This is a genomic window from Kiloniella sp. (genome assembly GCF_048259265.1).
Lineage (GTDB): Bacteria > Pseudomonadota > Alphaproteobacteria > Kiloniellales > Kiloniellaceae > Kiloniella.
The window spans coordinates 54,800-72,183 of record NZ_JBLXHT010000008.1 but is presented as its reverse complement, the minus strand read 5'-3'; the positions used below and the strand labels follow the sequence as shown (position 1 = coordinate 72,183).

19 protein-coding genes and 1 pseudogene are annotated in these 17,384 nt (G+C 47.3%); 6 read left to right on the top strand and 14 right to left on the bottom strand.

Translation table 11 applies throughout. The annotated features are described in order from the left end of the window. Positions 1-5: 5 nt before the first annotated feature. From ACN0QW_RS13510 to rplU, 9 genes and pseudogenes are all read right to left on the bottom strand, one after another. On the bottom strand, positions 6-482 hold the full coding sequence (locus ACN0QW_RS13510) for a hypothetical protein (RefSeq protein ID WP_417432144.1): 477 nt from the start codon (positions 480-482) through the stop codon (positions 6-8). Between the two features lie 184 nt (positions 483-666). Then, the gene (gene rlmH, locus ACN0QW_RS13505; protein WP_417432143.1) at positions 667-1,140 is read right to left on the bottom strand and encodes a 23S rRNA (pseudouridine(1915)-N(3))-methyltransferase RlmH; all 474 of its coding nucleotides are present in this window, start codon (positions 1,138-1,140) and stop codon (positions 667-669) included. Between the two features lie 33 nt (positions 1,141-1,173). After that, complete coding sequence (gene rsfS, locus ACN0QW_RS13500) at positions 1,174-1,632, bottom strand: ribosome silencing factor (RefSeq protein WP_366941153.1); 459 nt, start codon at positions 1,630-1,632, stop codon at positions 1,174-1,176. Between the two features lie 177 nt (positions 1,633-1,809). Continuing rightward, a complete protein-coding gene (locus ACN0QW_RS13495; RefSeq protein ID WP_417432142.1) occupies positions 1,810-2,475 on the bottom strand; it encodes a nicotinate-nucleotide adenylyltransferase in 666 nt (221 codons plus the stop codon). A gap of 24 nt (positions 2,476-2,499) precedes the next feature. After that, positions 2,500-3,759, bottom strand: a complete 1,260-nt coding sequence (locus ACN0QW_RS13490; RefSeq protein WP_417432141.1) for a glutamate-5-semialdehyde dehydrogenase — start codon at positions 3,757-3,759, stop codon at positions 2,500-2,502. 81 nt (positions 3,760-3,840) lie between these two features. Next, the gene (gene proB, locus ACN0QW_RS13485; RefSeq protein WP_417432140.1) at positions 3,841-4,989 is read right to left on the bottom strand and encodes a glutamate 5-kinase; all 1,149 of its coding nucleotides are present in this window, start codon (positions 4,987-4,989) and stop codon (positions 3,841-3,843) included. 15 nt (positions 4,990-5,004) lie between these two features. Further along, positions 5,005-6,054, bottom strand: a complete 1,050-nt coding sequence (gene obgE / locus ACN0QW_RS13480) for a GTPase ObgE (RefSeq protein WP_417432139.1) — start codon at positions 6,052-6,054, stop codon at positions 5,005-5,007. Positions 6,055-6,267: 213 nt separating this feature from the next. After that, positions 6,268-6,525, bottom strand: a complete 258-nt coding sequence (gene rpmA, locus ACN0QW_RS13475) for a 50S ribosomal protein L27 (protein WP_047764940.1) — start codon at positions 6,523-6,525, stop codon at positions 6,268-6,270. Between the two features lie 186 nt (positions 6,526-6,711). Then, positions 6,712-7,020: pseudogene (gene rplU / locus ACN0QW_RS13470) on the bottom strand (50S ribosomal protein L21); the annotation flags it as partial. A 285-nt stretch (positions 7,021-7,305) separates the two neighbouring features. Here rplU and ACN0QW_RS13465 point away from each other — a divergent pair. Beyond that, a complete protein-coding gene (locus ACN0QW_RS13465) occupies positions 7,306-8,460 on the top strand; it encodes a saccharopine dehydrogenase family protein (protein ID WP_417432138.1) in 1,155 nt (384 codons plus the stop codon). Between the two features lie 131 nt (positions 8,461-8,591). On the opposite strand, the gene ACN0QW_RS13460 is transcribed toward ACN0QW_RS13465, so the two are convergent. From ACN0QW_RS13460 to ACN0QW_RS13440, 5 genes are all read right to left on the bottom strand, one after another. Next, positions 8,592-8,882 carry a DUF1330 domain-containing protein gene (locus tag ACN0QW_RS13460; protein WP_299373072.1) on the bottom strand — a complete coding sequence of 97 codons (291 nt, stop codon included), beginning with the start codon at positions 8,880-8,882 and terminating at the stop codon, positions 8,592-8,594. Positions 8,883-9,001: 119 nt separating this feature from the next. Continuing rightward, positions 9,002-10,180 carry a hypothetical protein gene (locus tag ACN0QW_RS13455; RefSeq protein ID WP_417432137.1) on the bottom strand — a complete coding sequence of 393 codons (1,179 nt, stop codon included), beginning with the start codon at positions 10,178-10,180 and terminating at the stop codon, positions 9,002-9,004. 42 nt (positions 10,181-10,222) lie between these two features. Continuing rightward, entirely contained in the window at positions 10,223-10,567 is a 345-nt protein-coding gene (locus tag ACN0QW_RS13450; RefSeq protein ID WP_417432136.1) for a RidA family protein, read from the bottom strand. Positions 10,568-10,735: 168 nt separating this feature from the next. After that, entirely contained in the window at positions 10,736-11,512 is a 777-nt protein-coding gene (locus tag ACN0QW_RS13445; protein ID WP_417432135.1) for an IclR family transcriptional regulator, read from the bottom strand. 175 nt (positions 11,513-11,687) lie between these two features. Then, positions 11,688-12,296 (bottom strand): carboxymuconolactone decarboxylase family protein, encoded by a 609-nt coding sequence (locus ACN0QW_RS13440; protein WP_417432134.1) that lies wholly within the window; start codon positions 12,294-12,296, stop codon positions 11,688-11,690. A 102-nt stretch (positions 12,297-12,398) separates the two neighbouring features. On the opposite strand from ACN0QW_RS13440, the gene ACN0QW_RS13435 reads away from it, so the two are divergent. The 5 genes from ACN0QW_RS13435 to ACN0QW_RS13415 all read left to right on the top strand — a co-directional run bounded on the left by ACN0QW_RS13435 (position 12,399) and on the right by ACN0QW_RS13415 (position 17,283). Next, positions 12,399-13,208 carry an IclR family transcriptional regulator gene (locus ACN0QW_RS13435; RefSeq protein WP_417432133.1) on the top strand — a complete coding sequence of 270 codons (810 nt, stop codon included), beginning with the start codon at positions 12,399-12,401 and terminating at the stop codon, positions 13,206-13,208. A gap of 24 nt (positions 13,209-13,232) precedes the next feature. Continuing rightward, positions 13,233-14,198, top strand: a complete 966-nt coding sequence (locus ACN0QW_RS13430; protein WP_417432253.1) for an NADPH:quinone oxidoreductase family protein — start codon at positions 13,233-13,235, stop codon at positions 14,196-14,198. Positions 14,199-14,388: 190 nt separating this feature from the next. Next, entirely contained in the window at positions 14,389-15,576 is a 1,188-nt protein-coding gene (gene doeA, locus ACN0QW_RS13425; protein WP_417432132.1) for an ectoine hydrolase DoeA, read from the top strand. After that, on the top strand, positions 15,573-16,736 hold the full coding sequence (gene argE / locus ACN0QW_RS13420; protein WP_417432131.1) for an acetylornithine deacetylase: 1,164 nt from the start codon (positions 15,573-15,575) through the stop codon (positions 16,734-16,736). The genes doeA and argE overlap by 4 nt, the downstream gene beginning before the upstream one ends. Positions 16,737-16,776: 40 nt before the next feature. After that, entirely contained in the window at positions 16,777-17,283 is a 507-nt protein-coding gene (locus tag ACN0QW_RS13415) for an Lrp/AsnC family transcriptional regulator (RefSeq protein ID WP_417432130.1), read from the top strand. Positions 17,284-17,384: the final 101 nt, after the last annotated feature.

Below are 17,384 nucleotides of genomic sequence, written 5' to 3'. Positions count from 1 at the left end.
ATGGTTCAATTAACAATGTACCCGTTATCTTCAATAATGTCGCTATCGGGCCAATATTGTCCTTGGCAGGCAATAAGCTTATTTAGTTGGTCTGGGGTACGGATTTGATCAAATTCAGATAGGCGATCTTGCCGTATGACAAGTAGTCGATAGCCAAGAAGCCCCATGTTTAAAGGAATGCGTATGGGGCGAAGATCTTGTTCTCTTTTCAGATTTATTCCCGCCCAATTCAAATCAACCCTTCGGCCTTCTTTTAGTAGTCGAAGTGATCTGTTTTGGGTGAGATTTTCTACGGGTACATTTACTTTTGCCAAGCCATATGTTGAGGATGTCCTGTTTAAAATTGTAGTGATCAGTTCTGAGAAATAGCTGTGGGCAGCATCACCAGCCCCTTGTGCGGGACGAATGTTAATAGTTGTCTCGGAACGGACGGTAAAGAAAGGAAAATAGTATTGAAAACAAGGGCAAATATCGTTGCGCAAATCTGAAAGAATGAGCCGGGGGATGCTTTTAAACGCACTGCAGGTTCCTTTCTTCAGGACTGGTACAGCACAAGACTAGCCTAACAGAGTAAATAAAGTATTAGGTCTGATGTTACACTTGTCGGGTCAGATAGAATTGGTTCTTCAGATAAACGAATAGGGGAGAGCTAAAGGGCTGAAATGGCTAGTCCCTGTGGTAGGGGTGTCCGCTTAGAATACAGGAAGCCCGGTATACCTGTTCGGCAAAAAGGCCCCGCACTAGCATGTGTGGCCAAGTTAACCGTCCAAAACAGAGGCTTTGCTGTGATTTTGCTTTTACGGTATCGGAAAGACCATCGGCTCCTCCGATGAGGAAGGCTATATCCTGGTCGCCGCCATCTTGCCATTTCTCTAAAAGCTTTGAGAATTGTGGGCTGGAAAGGTCTTTTCCTTTTTCGTCCAAGATCACAATTTTGGCACCCTTGGGCGCGGCGGCGAGGAGCAGTTCGCCTTCACGTTCTTTCAACTGAGAAGCAGGCAGGTTTTTCTTTTCTTCTACTTCCTTGAGGTCAAGGCTCCAGTTGAGCCTGTTGCCTCGGAGGCGATTACAGTAGAGTTCAAAAAGATCCCTTGCCGGACTGGCCTTGGCCTTTCCGACAGCAATTAGTGTTATCCGCATTACATACTTCTAGTTTATGGCTTTAGGCCTATACTAGGCTTCTTGCGATGCAAAAGGCTGTGCTGATTCAGGTAATTCCAAACCCCACATTTTTTCCAAGTTATAAAAAGCTCGGACTTCAGGTCTGAAAAGATGAACAACAACATCCCCGGCATCCACCAACACCCAATCACCACGATCTTTCCCTTCGGCAATGATACTTTTCATGCCGGCAGCTTTAAGGCCGCGAAGAAGATGATCGGACATAGCAGAAACCATACGGTTTGAATTACCGCTGGCAATGACCATGTAGTCAGCAATGCTAGATTTTCCGGCAAGTTCGATGACGACAATGTCTTCTGCTTTGTCATCCTCAAGAGAGTTACGAACTAGTTCAAGCAGGTCACGGTTATTTCCCGTGGTATCCTGTGTATTGGCCTCGGGGGCCGTAGATTCTCGTGGTATGATCGGTCTCCGTAAAAATAATCTGCTCGTGAGGTCACGACTTCCCACTACAGATAGTTACTAACACGTTCCGTACTTATCGCTATACAGAACAAGGGTCTTACAGTGTCAGCTTAGCACAGTAAAGGTGCGCGACTCTATATGTTAATGAACATCGTTACATTAATGGGATAAAATCGTTGTTTCTTTATGATTTATCTCCAGCCTGCTTCATTCAGATGAGTTTTATTTCTTGTGCTTCCCATTCCTGATGGCAGTGGATGATATATCCAGTTGTTGTCCGTGAATTATTGTCCAAGCAGGGGCGGAGCATTTTTGCAGGCTTCTGGCCTTGTTCTCTGGAACTCTTGCGTTCTTAAATCGCTGTGCTGCTTCTGAATTTGTTGATGGTAGTGAATAACCCGGGCGGGCAAATACAGCGACCTTCACGGTGCTAAAGATATCCTGCCAATCGCGCCAGCGGGAAATTTGGCTCAAATTATCAGCGCCCATAAGCCACGTAAAATTAACCAAAGGAAAGATTTGCTTCAAACGCGATAAGGTAACTGCTGTGAAGACTGACCCTATCTGGCTTTCAATAGTCGTAACCCGTATCTTGGGATGTTTAGGGATCGACAAGGCACTTTCAACCCTGTCCGGGAGCGGGGCCATACCTTTGGTGTCTTTTAAGGGGTTTTGCGGCGACACGAGCCACCAGACTTCATTCAAGCCCAGATGGACAAGAGCTTCTTTAGATATCTGGCAATGCGCTTTGTGTGCAGGGTTAAAGGACCCCCCGAGTAAGCCGATTTTACTTCCCTTGGGGGGAAGGCGACCACCCAGACTTCTTGCGATACTTTGCGGGCAAAGTATTTTGGAAAAGGTCAGGCTGGGTGGGTTCTGGGTCAGCATTTCGTTTGATAAGGTGTGTCGCGGTTAAGGTCGGGCATGACCTGTGCCGCGGACAAGATACTTATAACTTGTCAGCTGATCGGCCCCGACAGGCCCCCGAGCATGCAGCTTCCCGGTGGAAATACCAATTTCGGCCCCCATACCGAACTGTCCGCCATCAGCAAACTGTGTCGAGGCATTATGGATAACGATGCCCGCATCAACTTCCTGTTGAAAGGTGGCTGCGGCATGATCACTTGCTGTGATAATAGCTTCGGTATGGTGAGAGCCATGGCGGTTGATATGGGCAATGGCGTCTTTCAGACCAGCGACTCTTTTGACAGAAAGAATGGCATCTAGATATTCAGTATCCCAATCAGCAGCAGAGGCTTTTTTAACCCGGCTGTCCATCTTCTGGATTTCGGCATCACCCCTGATTTCGCAGCCTTTGTCTATTAGGGTGTTCAGAATTGGCGTCAGGTTTTCGTCTGAATAGTTCGCATCAACCAAAAGAGTCTCTGTTGCTCCGCAAATACCCGTGCGTCGCATCTTTGCATTCAAGACAACTTCAAAAGCCATTTTGGGATCGGCTGCATCGTGCAGATATGTATGACAAAGACCGTCTAGGTGCGCGAGAACAGGCACGCGGCTCTCTGTTTGAATGCGTTCAATAAGGCCACGCCCGCCACGTGGAATGATCAGATCAACATAGTCGTTCATGGTCAGTAGGTGACCAACTGCGGCGCGGTCTGTTGTCGGCACACGTTGGATTGCGGCAACGGGTAGCCCAGATTCTTCCAAACCTGTTTGCAGGCAGTCTAAAATAGCACCGGAAGAATGAAAGCTTTCCGAACCGCCACGCAGTATTGAGGCATTTCCGGCTTTCAGGCAAAGAGCGCCAGCATCTGCGGTTACATTAGGGCGACTTTCATAGATGATACCGATCACGCCCAAAGGCACAGAAACTTGCTCAAACTTAAGGCCATTGGGCTGATCCCAGCTTTTAAGTGACTTCCCGATTGGGTCAGGAAACGCAGCGATTGCTTCAAGCCCAGCGGCCATGGCTTCGACACGGTCATCGTCCAAAGCAAGGCGATCAAGCATTGCGCTGCTGATGCCTTTGTCTTCGGCAGCAACCATGTCCTTTTTATTGGCTTCAAGGATTGTCGGGAGTTGAGCGCGAATGGCTTTGGCGGCGGCAATCAAGGCATTGTTTTTTACATCTGCCGGGGCCAGAGCCAGATCCTGTGCAGCAGCTTTTGCAGCTTGTCCCAGCTGATCCATTTGCGCTTTCAGTTCGCTCATATCCTTACATTCCTGTTTTGGTGCAGCTTTCTTTGCTACTTTGGTTATGTCTCAATAGAGATTTGATTATATTGTGTTTTTTTAATTGAGGACAAGATCATCCCTGTGAATCAGTTCTTCCCGTCCCAGATACCCTAATCGTGCTTCAATTTCTGATGACTTCAGGCCGATAATTTTTCTGGCATCACCGTTGGAGTAGGCTGCGAGGCCACGGGCAATTTCCCGTCCATCGGGTGATTTTACCAGAACGGCATCGCCGCGCTGGAACTTTCCGTCAACAGCCGTAACCCCGGCCGGTAGAAGAGATTTCCCGTTTTGCAAAGCTTTGAGAGCGCCGGCATCCAGTGTCACAGTACCCAAAGGTTTCAGGCTGCCTGCGATATAGCGTTTGCGGGCTGTTTTCGGCTCAACAGAAGCCTCAAACACGGTGGCTCTATTGCCCTCTATAATATTTTGCAGCGGATTAAGTTTATGACCGTTGGCAATGATCATGTTACAGCCAGCGCCGACAGAGATTTTGGCTGCAGATATCTTGGTGATCATGCCGCCTGAACTATAGCCGGGAAGCGCTTCGCCTGCCATGGCGTCAATTTCAGGGGTAATCTCTCTGACGACAGGCAGGAACTCGGCATGTTCATCACGTTTGGGGTCTGCTGTATACAGGCCGTCAATATCGGATAGAAGTATCAGTAGATCAGCATTGACCATGGCCCCAACCCGTGCGGCCAAGCGGTCATTGTCACCAAAGCGAATTTCACTAGTTGCCACGGTATCATTCTCGTTAATGATGGGGACAGTGCCCAATCGCAACAAGGTTGTCAGTGTGTTTCTGGCGTTGAGATGACGGCGACGTTCTTCGGTGTCCCCAAGGGTCAGGAGAACTTGCGAAACAGTAACATCGTGTCTTGCCAATGCTTCTTGATAGGCATGTGCCAGGAGAATTTGCCCTGTTGCAGCAGAGGCCTGTTTTTCTTCAAGGCGCAGGTTCTGTTTGGTCAGGCCCAGATGATTTCTGCCAACGGCAATCGCGCCAGACGAGACCAGCATGACCTCTGCTCCTCGTGCGCGAAGGTTTGCGACATCGTCTGTCAGGGCATTGAGCCAATTCAGACGTGGCTTGCCAGTCTTGTCATCAACCAGCAGTGCGGAACCGATCTTGATGACAATACGTTTTGCGGATCTGAGGTGTTCAGCGGCAGACAAACCTGTCCCGGATGATATGTTGCTCATAGACCTGTACCATAACTAGATAGGGGAGTAGCCCTGAGGACCTTGTTCAGCTTCCAGTTCTTCCTGTTCCTCTTCGCGACCATCAACAACATGATCGAGCAGGCCTGCAAGAACTTCTTTTACGCCGTTCTGACTAATTCCGGAAATAAGATAAACTTTCTGGCCGGAAAGAACTTCTAATTCAGCTTGTCTTTCAGCGGCTTCTTCTTCGACCAAGGCATCGATTTTGTTCAGTGCCAGAATGGAAGGTTTTGTGTCCAGACCCTCGCCATAGGCTTCAAGCTCGGCACGAATGATTTTGTAATCTTCGAGATAGCTGTCAGAGGTTCCGTCCACTAGGTGTAATAGCGCGCCACAGCGTTCAACGTGACCAAGAAAGCGTGTGCCAAGGCCGTGACCTTCGCTCGCACCTTCGATCAAGCCGGGAATATCTGCAATAACAAACTCTTCCCCGCGGCTATAGACGACACCAAGGTTGGGGTGCAGTGTGGTAAAGGGGTAGTCTGCGATTTTCGGCTTGGCACGGGATACAACTGACAAGAATGTTGATTTACCTGCATTTGGCAAACCAGCAAGGCCAACATCCGCAATCAGTTTCAGGCGGAGCCAGATCCACATCTCTTCTCCGGGCCAACCGGGGTCAGATCGACGTGGTGCACGGTTTGTTGATGTTTTGAAACGGGCATTCCCAAAACCACCATCACCACCTTTGCAGATCACAAATTCCTGACCTTCTTCGGTGATATCACAGATGACCTGTTCTTTATCTTCGCCAAGAACAACGGTGCCAACGGGCACTTTGATGATTAAAGGTTTTGCGGCGGCACCAAACATATCGCTACCGCGACCATGTTCGCCGCGCTTTGCTTTGAAGTGCTGAGCATAGCGGAAATCGATTAGTGTATTCAGGCCGTGGGCGCCCTGAATGATAACATCACCACCACGACCACCGTCCCCGCCATTGGGGCCGCCGAACTCGATGTATTTCTCGCGTCGGAAGCTGGTACAGCCGCCGCCGCCATCGCCGCTTTTTACAAAAACTTTGGCTTCATCAAGGAACTTCATCGTGGTGCCTGTTCTCTATCGTCGTAAGATTACCGATCCTATTGGAGGCGGAGGTTACAACGCTATAGGTATTCAGAGTTAGCTATGGCCGCAAATGAAACTGCGATATAGCCGGAATATAAGTGGAAAATTTAAATACGAAAAGGGGGGAATGGATTGCCATTCCCCCCTAAACCATTTCAACCCAGACACAAGGACTGGTTGGCGGGGCCGTTAGGCCGCCGGCTGTACAGAAATGTATGTGCGTCCACCAGCTCTTTGGCGAAAAACAACTTCGCCTTCAACTGTAGCAAAGATCGTGTGATCTTTACCCATGCCGACGTTAGTGCCGGGGTGGAACTTGGTTCCGCGCTGACGAACCAGGATGTTACCTGATACGACATGCTCACCACCAAATTTTTTAACACCTAGGCGGCGACCAGCTGAGTCGCGACCGTTGCGGGACGAGCCGCCTGCTTTCTTATGTGCCATGAGGTCTTATTCCTCTGCTGCTTTTTTCTTAGGAGCCGCTTTTTTAGGAGCCGCTTTAGCCTTTGGTTCAGCCTTAGCTTTAGGAGCCGCTTTCTTCTTTGGAGCTTCTTTTTTCTCCGCAGTGTCTGCGTCTGCTGCTTTGGCTTTAGGAGCTGCTGCTTTTTTAGCAGGCTTCTTAGCGCCATCGGCGAGAATGTCAGTGATCTTGATGACAGTGAGATCCTGGCGATGGCCGTTTTTACGGCGATGGTTCTTACGACGCTTCTTTTTGAAGATGACGACTTTGTCGCCACGTGTCTGTTCAACCACATCAGCCTTGACCATGGCACCGTCCACTACGGGCGCGCCAATGGTTGCCTTCTCATCGTCACCGATCATTAGAACTGAATCGAAATCAACAGAAGCACCAGCTTCCAGGTTGATTTTTTCGACGACAAGAACGTCGTCCTTACGGACTTTGTACTGTTTACCGCCGGTTTTGATTACTGCGAACATGTTTATCGGTCACTTAGCTGTTAAATTAGGCATTCTATTCATGCATACATGGCCGCACGGAATCCGAGCAGCCAGTGATGCTGGAATATAGCCGTGCTTGCGCGAGAGTCAAACGCTTTGTGAATATTGTGTGATTCCGGTCAAATCTTTATTCGCTGACGTCGCTCATTTACGATGAACCGGATTAATTTAAAAGACTGGGGCCTTATATCTTCAAAAGATTGTCTTCTTGGTGTAGAGAGGTTTCAACAAATAAAACACCGCTGGATATATAAGGAATAAACAATGGCGCGTATTCATTGGCTGGGGGCTGGCCTTTCAACGGTACCGGGTATTCGACGTTTGATTGAACGAGGCCACAGCGTAACGGTATGGAATCGTACTGTCGAAAAGGCACAAGAAGCAACAAAGGGTCTGAGCGACGATTTTGATATCAAGGCTTTCAGTCGCGAGGCACTGAAAAGCGATTTGAAGACAGGTGATTTGGCGGTTTCTATGTTGCCGGGGGATTTCCACGTTGCTGTTGCGCAGATGTGCTTGAATGCCGGGGCAAGCTTTGTATCCAGTTCATATATCGCGCCTGAAATGCGTGCCTTGGATGCTGTCGCGAAAGAAAAAGGCTTGACGCTGGTTAATGAAGTCGGCCTTGATCCGGGGATTGATCACCTGATGGCGCATGTGCTGATGGATGACTATAAGAACTCACCAGCCTTTGCCAAAGACAATGCGCATTATTTTAGATCTTATTGCGGCGGTCTGTCCGAAGAGCCAAATGATTTTTGTTATAAATTCAGTTGGGCACCTTTGGGCGTTCTTAAAGCTTTGCGGTCGCCGTCGAAAAGCTTGCGCGATGGAAAAGTCTATGATGTGAGCCGGCCTTGGGATGCCGTTGAAGCTTACGATATTGATTTGGAAAAGGGTTCTGAGACTTTTGAAGTTTATCCTAACCGTGATTCCTATCCCTTTATGGATGAATACGGCTTCGGTAAAGATTGGAATGTGCAACAGTTTGTGCGTGGTACACTACGTTATGGTGGCTGGTCCACTGCATGGTCAGATCTCTTCAAAGAAATCGAAACCCTAAAAGGTGAGGCGGGAGACAAGCGTCTCGCTGAAATCTCTGCTGATCTTTGGGATAAATATGCTTTAGTTGAAGGCGAGCACGATCGTGTTGTTCTTTCTGTCGATTTGTGGGCTGAGCGCAATGGCGAACAGGTCTATAACAAGTCATATGTCATGGATGCCTATGGGGATGATACGCACACTGCCATGGCTCGTTTGGTTTCAACACCTGTTAGCTATGCTGTCGAAGCTGTACTGAAGGGCGAAATTGCCCCCGGTGTTTCTGCGGCCCCGAGTAATGTAAAAGTTGCCAAACAATGGCTTGATGATCTTCAGGCCGCGGGCGAAAAAATGGCGATTGTTGATCACCTTGCCTAATAGACTTTAGAGTTTGATATTTGATGCGTAAGGGCCGCTGAATGAGATTTTCAGCGGCCCTTAATTTGTGTTGCCCTTAATTTAGTCGGATGTCTTGCTCGGTCTATTCTGAAACATGACCTAAGGCTTTGTTATACGCCATCCACGAGTAAGAAAGTGCACTCGGCATTAGCTCGACGGATCTTCTTAACGGGGGCGTATTCTTCGCTGTTGACGAAGTTTCGAGCCGTCTGCATGTCAGGGAATTCGACGATAACAATGCGTGTCGGCGCCCAGAGATCTGATTCCATAGTATCCATGTCGCCGCCTCTGGCACGGTAAATACCGCCAAACTTTTCGACGATCGGTTTTGCTTGAAGCTTATAGGCTTCATATTCTTCTGGGTTACTGATTTTGGTATCGACGACGAGATAGGCTGCCATTGGAATAAATGTCCTTTTATGGGGATCTTGAGCTAAATAACTCAGTAATTAAGGAGTGTTTGAATTTATTCAACTTTGATACGAAATATTGAATAGATTCTCATCATAAATGATTTCCCTCAAATACCGTTACTTGATTTTACCCAGCTAAGGCGTGCTTCCGGCACAAGGCCATAGTTGTAATAGTTTATTCCATTGGTACCAGTCTCGATGGCGGTGTCTATTCTTTCGGCCAGTTGTTTTTGCGTTGGTGTATGCTCGTAAAATAGACTGGCGCCTAGACCAAGATATTTGGTTGATCCTAAATGATTACGCGTTTCGCTGATAATGTTGGAAATTTCTGTTTCAGTCGCCGTATAAGCACAGATGATAACGCCATCACAGGCTTGACCAATGGCTTTAATATCAACGCCATCACGCCAAGAGTTTTCGCCTTCTATAACGACAATCTTGCTATCGGGATGGGCGGCTTCTTTGATGCTTTGGACAATTTTTGTCGGTGCTTGGGTGCGCCACTGGAGAAATGCGTAGAGCGCCGTGTGATCTTTGAAGCACTCAAGCCTTTGTCCGGGAAATTCCGGAAACTGTGCTTCGGGTGTTTCTCTGTTACTGGCTTGTGTGATCAGGTTTTGGACATCTTCTTTCGCTGAGAGGGCATCAACGCCAACGCCTTGCGCTGTTTTGATACAGTGATCGCAAAAACAGATTGAAAGCAGGAAATCATCTTCGGCGGTCAGGCCAAGGCCATCTTTCTCGTGGTGATAGCCGTGATCAAAGCCCATAAAGCCGATGGTTTCCAGCTCGACCATATCTGGTTTGTAACTGTGGGTTAGGTTCTCAACAAGGGTTGTCGCATAATCTCGCACCGCATTGCTATTTGGACAGAGACTATAATAATTGGGATCACCAAATGCGTTCCGTGCGACATGTTCAGGATGTTTGAACCCTAAACGACTGTTGTGCAGACAGACTGTCCAGCAGGAAACGCTAAGCCCGTGTTGTTTTTTGTCCCTTATAAGAGGGGCTAGCATATCGCCTGATTCGTGCAGATTTTGCGCAACAAGCGGCTGGATTTCTTTGCCTGCCCATAGATTATCATCCGGGACAAAATAAATCGTCCCGTCTTCTGGGTAGTAGCTTTTTCTCTTGGGACTACGGGGCTGAAGAAAGCGCCCGGCGTGGTAGGAGACAGCGAGACTGATGCCATTAACCCCAGCCAATTTTTGGAGGTCATGATAGACCGTATCCAGCCCAAGATCCTGTAGGTCCCATGGATAGGCCCACATCGAATGACGCATATCTCTGTCTCCCCCTCTTTGTCAAAACTCTATCGTTACAGCTTATACGGCGGCGACAGCGGTCATTTCAACAAGGATCATCGGGTCGGCCAGACGCGCTTCGACACAGGCACGCGCAGGCGGGTTTTTAGGGTCGATCCAAGCGTCATAGACAGAGTTCATTTTATCGAAATCTACAATCGCTGGCAAAAAGACATCAATTGCCAATATTTTGGATTTGTCTGTTCCTGCTTCAGCCAAGAGATCTTCGATTTTTTGTAATACAGAACGTGTTTGTGTCTCAAGGTCAGCTGATCTGTCTTCGCCAACCTGACCAGCAATATAAACAAATCCATTGTAGGAAACGGCTTGGCTCATGCGACTGCCAACTTGAAAGCGTTTAATCATTATTTCTCTCATTTAAAAAGTTGTGTCCAAAATAACGGACATTGATATGTTTTTTTGGAATTCAGATGATACTGTATTATTTTGTAGACGCAAGTACGCCGCAAAATGGACTGAGAATAATGGTTTTGTCTTCTTGAGAACTTTCTGGAGTGGCGACTAGGCTGTGGATTAGAAGCTTGTGTTCAAGTGCGCTTCCAATTGAGTCGCAGCTGTTTTGAGGCTTGTCAGGTAAGCCTCTTTGTTGCGATGGCCATCGTCTCTGGGGGTGACAAGACAAAGCGTGGCGATGCAAACTGATTTTATGTCTTTTACAGGCACGGCAAAGCAATGGGTAAAGGTGTCGACAATGCTATCAAAAGTATAGTGCCCATCCAAAGTTGCCTTACGAACTTCTGCTATAAAAGTATCTGGTGATATTGTCTCGCCGTTGGGTAGAAGAAAGTCGTCCTTGTCGAGAAAATTGATAATCTCCTGATCGGAGAGATGTCCAACGAGCAGACGGCCAGATGCTGTGCTGGGAACAGGAACAAGTTCCCCCAAGTTGGCTGAAATTCGAAAGGGACGGCTGCCTTCTTTCATCAGGGCGACGGTATATTTGTTGTTTTCCAGTTTGCAGAACTGCGCGGTTTCACAGGTTTCTTCTACGATGGAATCCAGAATGTTTTCAATGCGTCTATATAGATCTATTTTGTCATTGTAGGCGCGACCTAGGAAGTATAGGCGACTTCCAAGAAATACCTGACCACCGCCCCCGCTATTTTCCAAAACTTCCATGTCCAGCAACAGATGGACAAGCTCATAGACAGATGATCGTGGGGCGCCCATGAGTTTTGCGATTTCGTTGGGTCGCATCGCACGGTTTTCCCGACGGATTAAATCAAGGATATCAAAAGCACGTTCCAGCCCCCGTGCACGTTGACTTGATGTCTTTCCCACAGTTTCCATTGGACTTCCCGTTGGCTAAATTGCGTGTTGTGAACTGGTGTTATATAATGGACGGATTAAGGAAGCCAATTTTAATAATCGCTGGATCTTATCGATCTATTCTTGTTGATCGGTTCAAGGGCCCCTTCTTTGTGTTCGTAACATCGAGACACAGAAGGGGCCTTGGTCTTGATTGTTATGTATGTGCCCAGTCATTGGGGTCGTCAGAGTTATTGGGTGATAAGCCTATAATGTCGCCTTTGGTTGAGCATCCAAGACCTAAAACGGTACGATTAGCATAGTTGAAATAAGCTGAGACCTGATTGACCTCCAGGATTTCCCCGTCGCTATAGCCCGCATTTCGCATTGCGTTCACCATGTCCTCAGTTGTGCTTGCCGGGGATTTGGTCAGTGCTTCTGCATAGATCATCGCCTGTTTTTGTTTCTCATCCAGCGGGGCAATGTTGATGTTGCGGCTATCAATCGCTTTCCTGATTCCTGCGGCTTTTTCATCGTCCTGAAGAAGGCGACAAAGACCGCCAAAATGATGGTCTACGCAATACCCACAGTCATTGAGTGAACTAACCCATACACCCAATGTCTCCAAAAACCACTTCGGAATGGTGTTACCCGTATGATGCAGGACGTATTTATAAATCGCCATGTGCCCTTCCATACTGTGAGGGCGCAGTGAATGCATCATCATGATATTATCGACATTATTACCCGGACCTTTTACCCGATCATAGAGACGGCGAAGTTTTCCTTCTGATTCTTCATAAGGAACAGTTTCAATCCAAGGCATTTTTATGTGTCCTTCTAATATTTAAATTTTGTAGTAAGTGCAAAATTAATGCTATTATCCTAAATAATGGGATCATATATCATATAGTGGGATTTGTTATCTGTGGATGTCAAGCAACAATCTAAATCTGCACAAATCCCGGCGCAGGCCGGGGTGGGGTTGTTACATAAAGCCTTTGAGATTCTGGATCTCTTTCAAGTAGATCACACTGATTGGTCCCAGAGCGAAATAATTGAGAAAACAGGGGTGAGCCGTTCTACTGTGAGCAGGCTTGTCCGCTATCTGGTGGAAACAGGTTACCTGGCCGAGGTTCCAAAAACGGGACGCTACAGCTTGGGCATGGCTGCGATTAATTTGGGGCAAAGAGCTGAGGCTGCATTCGATCTTAAAAGTTTTTGCCAGCCCGCCTTGGAAGAATTGGCAAAATTAACAGATGAGACCATCATCTTAACGGCTTTTGATCGCTTCGCCCAGTCAGCCGTATGTATTGATCAGGTTGAGGGTACGCGCGGCGGGTTGAGGGTGTTTGAAAAAGTGGGAGCATCTTTTCCTCTTCATGCCGGGGCTGCACCACGGGTTCTTTTAGCTGCTCTGCCCGCACACGAACAGGATATCTATCTTGCGGATAAATTGACTGCCTTTACACCCCACACATTTATTTGTCCCGAAAAAATTCGCGAAGATTTTGCCCGAATAGAGCGTGACGGCTATTGCTCATCGGTAGAAGAGACTTATCTGGGGGCGGCGGGAATGGCCGCTTGTTTTACTGGCCCAGATAATTATCCGGTGGGATCAATCGCGATTGCTTTTCCTCTTCATAATATGGATGATGTCAAAAAGAACAATATTGGTCTCGAGATCGCCAAAATTGCTGATGGTTTGTCAAAAAAACTAAAGGCACGAAGGGACTGATACCAACGGCGACAGGTGAGTAATATGCAAGGGTGGCGTTCATCAAAAATTCTTGGTGTGGATGGTCTCGAATTTGTTGATCTTGATTTAGGATCTGCAGGCGACCAACATCTTGTTGTTGATGTTAAGGCAGCTGCCCTTAATTTTTCCGATCTGCTTATGTCAGAAGATCGCTATCAGGTGCGGCCTCCGCGTCCCTTTACGCCGGGGCAGGAGATTGCGGGGACGGTTCTTTCTGTACCCCAAGGAAGTTGCTGGAAAGTTGGTGATCGAGTTGCGAGTAAAATTCCATGGGGTGGATTCGCCGAACAGGCTTTGGTCCCTTGCGATTCAGCGTTTCTGATACCGGAAAATATCTCATTTGAACTAGCTGCGGCCTTACCTGTTACATACACCACGTCTATGGTTGCCTTTTTTGACAGTACAAAATTACAAGCGGACAAAACCGTGCTGATTCATGCTGCGGCTGGCGGGGTCGGTCTTGCTGCTGTGGAAATTGCCAAGGCCATTGGGGCGCGGGTTATCGCAACGGCCAGTAGCTCGCACAAGCTGGATATCGCCCGGGATCACGGGGCAGATATCTGCATCAACTATACTGATGAGAATTGGGTTCAGGCGGTAAAGGGTGCAACGGACGGGTTGGGTGCTGATGTGATCTATGACCCTGTCGGGGGTGAAATCGGGCTTCAGAGCTTACGGTGCCTTGCTCGTAATGGCGTTATTCTTGTTGTTGGCTTTGCTTCGGGAACCATTACCGAAATTCCAGCCAACAGATTGATGCTGAAAAGAGCATCTGCAAAAGGTGTCTATTGGCATCATGATCATGATGCAGACTTAATCAAAGAAATGATGAACAAGATGTTTGTTATGTTAGAGAATGATCTTCTGAAGCCCTTGGTTGATAGGCGCTTTAATCTTGCACAACTGCCGGATTCTATGCGGGCTTTGCAGAATAGAGACACAACAGGCAAGGTTGTTTTAACCATTTAGGTGGATGTCGTCGAAATTGAGCTAATTTTAGCTTTTTTAGCGAAGACTTTTCTCTTTTTGCACTTCTCTTTAGATGAAATATCTTGGGGTTTTGTGTAAATATGGTCCGTAATTTTTTTTGTGATTTACTGAAAAATTTACAGCACTCTTTTCTGTAGTTTCCCCTTTTATGACAGGTGTTGAGATGGTGATGTCTCCTGATGCAGTCGAGCTGAATTTTTCCCGAGCAGAATATGCAGATCGTCTATTAAAAACGCGTATAGCGATGCAAGCCGCTGAGTTGGAATGTTTGCTGATTACAGATCCGGCGAATATGGCCTGGCTGACTGGATATGATGGTTGGTCTTTTTATGTGCATCAATGTGTCATCATAACACTTGCAGGCGAGCCGATGTGGTATGGCCGGGGCATTGATGTAAATGGAGCAAAGCGCACCACTTATCTTTCAGATGATAATATCATCGAGTATCCAGATTATTATGTTCAAGCTGAAGAACGACATCCGATGGATTATTTGGCACAGATTCTGGGGAGTAAAGGGTTTGGCAGCTTCTCAATCGGCGTCGAGATGGATAATTACTATTTCACGGCTGCGGCTTTCGCTTCGTTAGTGCGCAATTTGCCAAATGCCCATTTTAAGGATTGTAAAAACCTTGTTCACTGGCAACGGTCGGTGAAATCGGAACAAGAGTTATCCTACATGCGTAAAGCTGGTAAAATTGTAGAGGTTATGCACCAGCGAATCAGAGAAACGATCCGTCCAGGATTACGTAAACACGAGCTGGTAGCCGCTATCTACGATGCGTCGTTGTGCGGTGTTCCTGAATACGGTGGTGATTATCCCGCGATTGTACCGCTGCTTCCTTCGGGGGTAGATGCCTCTGCCTCTCATTTGACCTGGAATGATAAGCCGATGAAGTCGGGTGAGGGTACTTTCTTTGAGATTGCGGGTGTTTACAGACGCTATCACTGTCCTTTGTCACGAACCGTATTTTTAGGGAAGCCTGGTCAAGACATCCTGGACAGTGAAAAAGCTGTTTTGGAGGGTTTGGCCGCAGGGCTGGAAAAGGCTAAAGCAGGTAACCTCTGCGAAGATATAGCAATTGCCTTCTTCGCCGTATTGGAAAAGCATGGCATTATTAAAGATAGCCGGACGGGCTATTCTACTGGACTTGCTTATCCACCTGATTGGGGTGAGCATACCATGAGCTTGCGTAAAGGAGATAAGACCATCTTGCAAAAGGGAATGACATTTCACTTTATGCCGGGGCTTTGGTCGGATGATTGGGGCCTTGAGATTACAGAGACGATTGCAATTGGAGAGAATGGTCCAGAGTTCTTGTCCTCTGTGCCCCGTGAGTTGGCTGTAATTTCATGACGGAACTTCTGGCCTCAACCAAAGAAATCTTGAGTAAGCTGGTTTCTTTTCAAAGTCTGTCGGGGCAGTCCAATCTGGACTTGATTGGCTATATCGAAGAATATTTGAAAGAACACGGTGTTTCACCGTCACTGTCTTATGACGAGACGAAGCAGAAAGCTAATCTCTATGCCACCATCGGCCCCGAGGTGAAGGGGGGCGTTGTGTTGAATGGGCATACTGATGTTGTGCCAGTCAAAGGCCAGACATGGACAATCGATCCCTTTGTTCTCACGGAGCGAAATAATCGCCTGTATGGACGCGGTGCGGTTGACATGAAAGGGTTTCTTGCTTGTTCACTGGCTATGGTTCCTGTCTTCCAGGCTCAAAATCTACAGCGCCCGATTCATGTGTCATTCTGTTACGATGAAGAAATTGGCGGATTTGGTGCGCCAGTGTTGGCGGATGATATTATTACTAAGAATTTCAAACCTGACGCTGTGATCGTTGGGGAGCCGACAAACATGAGCCTTGTAACTGGTCATAAAGCGGGAATGGAAATAACAACCCGTTTTACAGGGTTTGAGGTTCATTCTTCTCAACCGGAAAAGGGCGTGAATGCAATTGAATTCGCGTCGCGCTTTATTGGGAAAATCCTAGAGGTCGGTGCGCGCCTTGCTGCCGCCCCAAAGATTGGCTCACCATTTGATCCACCTTATACCACCTGTAATGTTGGGCGCATAGATGGTGGGGCGGCAAGTAACATTACGGCGGGACGTTGCGAAATGATTTGGGAAATCAGGCCGATCCCGGGTGATAATGGGCAGGCTATTTTCCAGGAAATTCTCGATTTCTCTGATCATGTATTGTTGCCTGAGATGAGAAAAATTTCTCCCGATGCCAATATCGAAACAATACTTGATGCCGATGTTCCCAGCTTGGACGCTTGTGATGATTCCCCAGCGGTTCAGCTAATCAGGACTTTGACCGGAAGTAATGTACAAAACGTTGTTTCTTTTGGAACTGATGCTGGATACTTTGAGCGTGTTGGGTTGTCGACAGTCGTTTTTGGACCGGGATCAATTGATCAGGCACATAAACCGGATGAGTTTATCGAAATTTCAGAGCTTGAGCGCTGTCTTACTTTCTTGCATGATCTGGCGAAACACCAGTCTCGATAAGAGAAGCCAATTATAACAAGAAAAGAAAGTTAGGTTACTGATGTACGCTGCTGGCCTTCGTTTAGATGATCGCGATATTGCAATACTAAAGATATTGCAAACCGAAGGGCGCATAACAAAAGCGGCTCTTGCCGAACGGGTTAATCTGTCCCCAACCCCTTGTTGGGGACGATTACAACGCCTGGAAAAAGCGGGTATTATTGATTCATACGAAGCACGATTATCTGTGAAGTTCTTTGCCCCGTTATCGTTTGTGTTTATGGAAGCCGAACTTGGAAGCCATCTAACTGAAGATTTTGAGCTCTTCGAAAAAGCTGTGCAGGACTATCCTGAAATACAGGAATGTTGGGCTGTTGGTGGGGGGCTCGACTATATTTTGAAAGTTGTGGTCAAAGATGTGGATGGGTATCAGCGTTTTGTTGACAGGTTGTTGGCTGCCGAAGTTGGGTTAAAACGATATTTTACCTATGTTGTGACAAAACCTGTAAAACAAACCAATGCCTTACCAATCGACCTCTTGGTGCAAGAGAAAGCGACATCCTCATAGACGAAACGTCTGATTTATGAGTTATAAACGAAAGCTCTTCTTCTTTTTCTTTGTTCTTTAGAGACACTTTTTGCCTGAGATCCGACATTATTAGGCTGTGA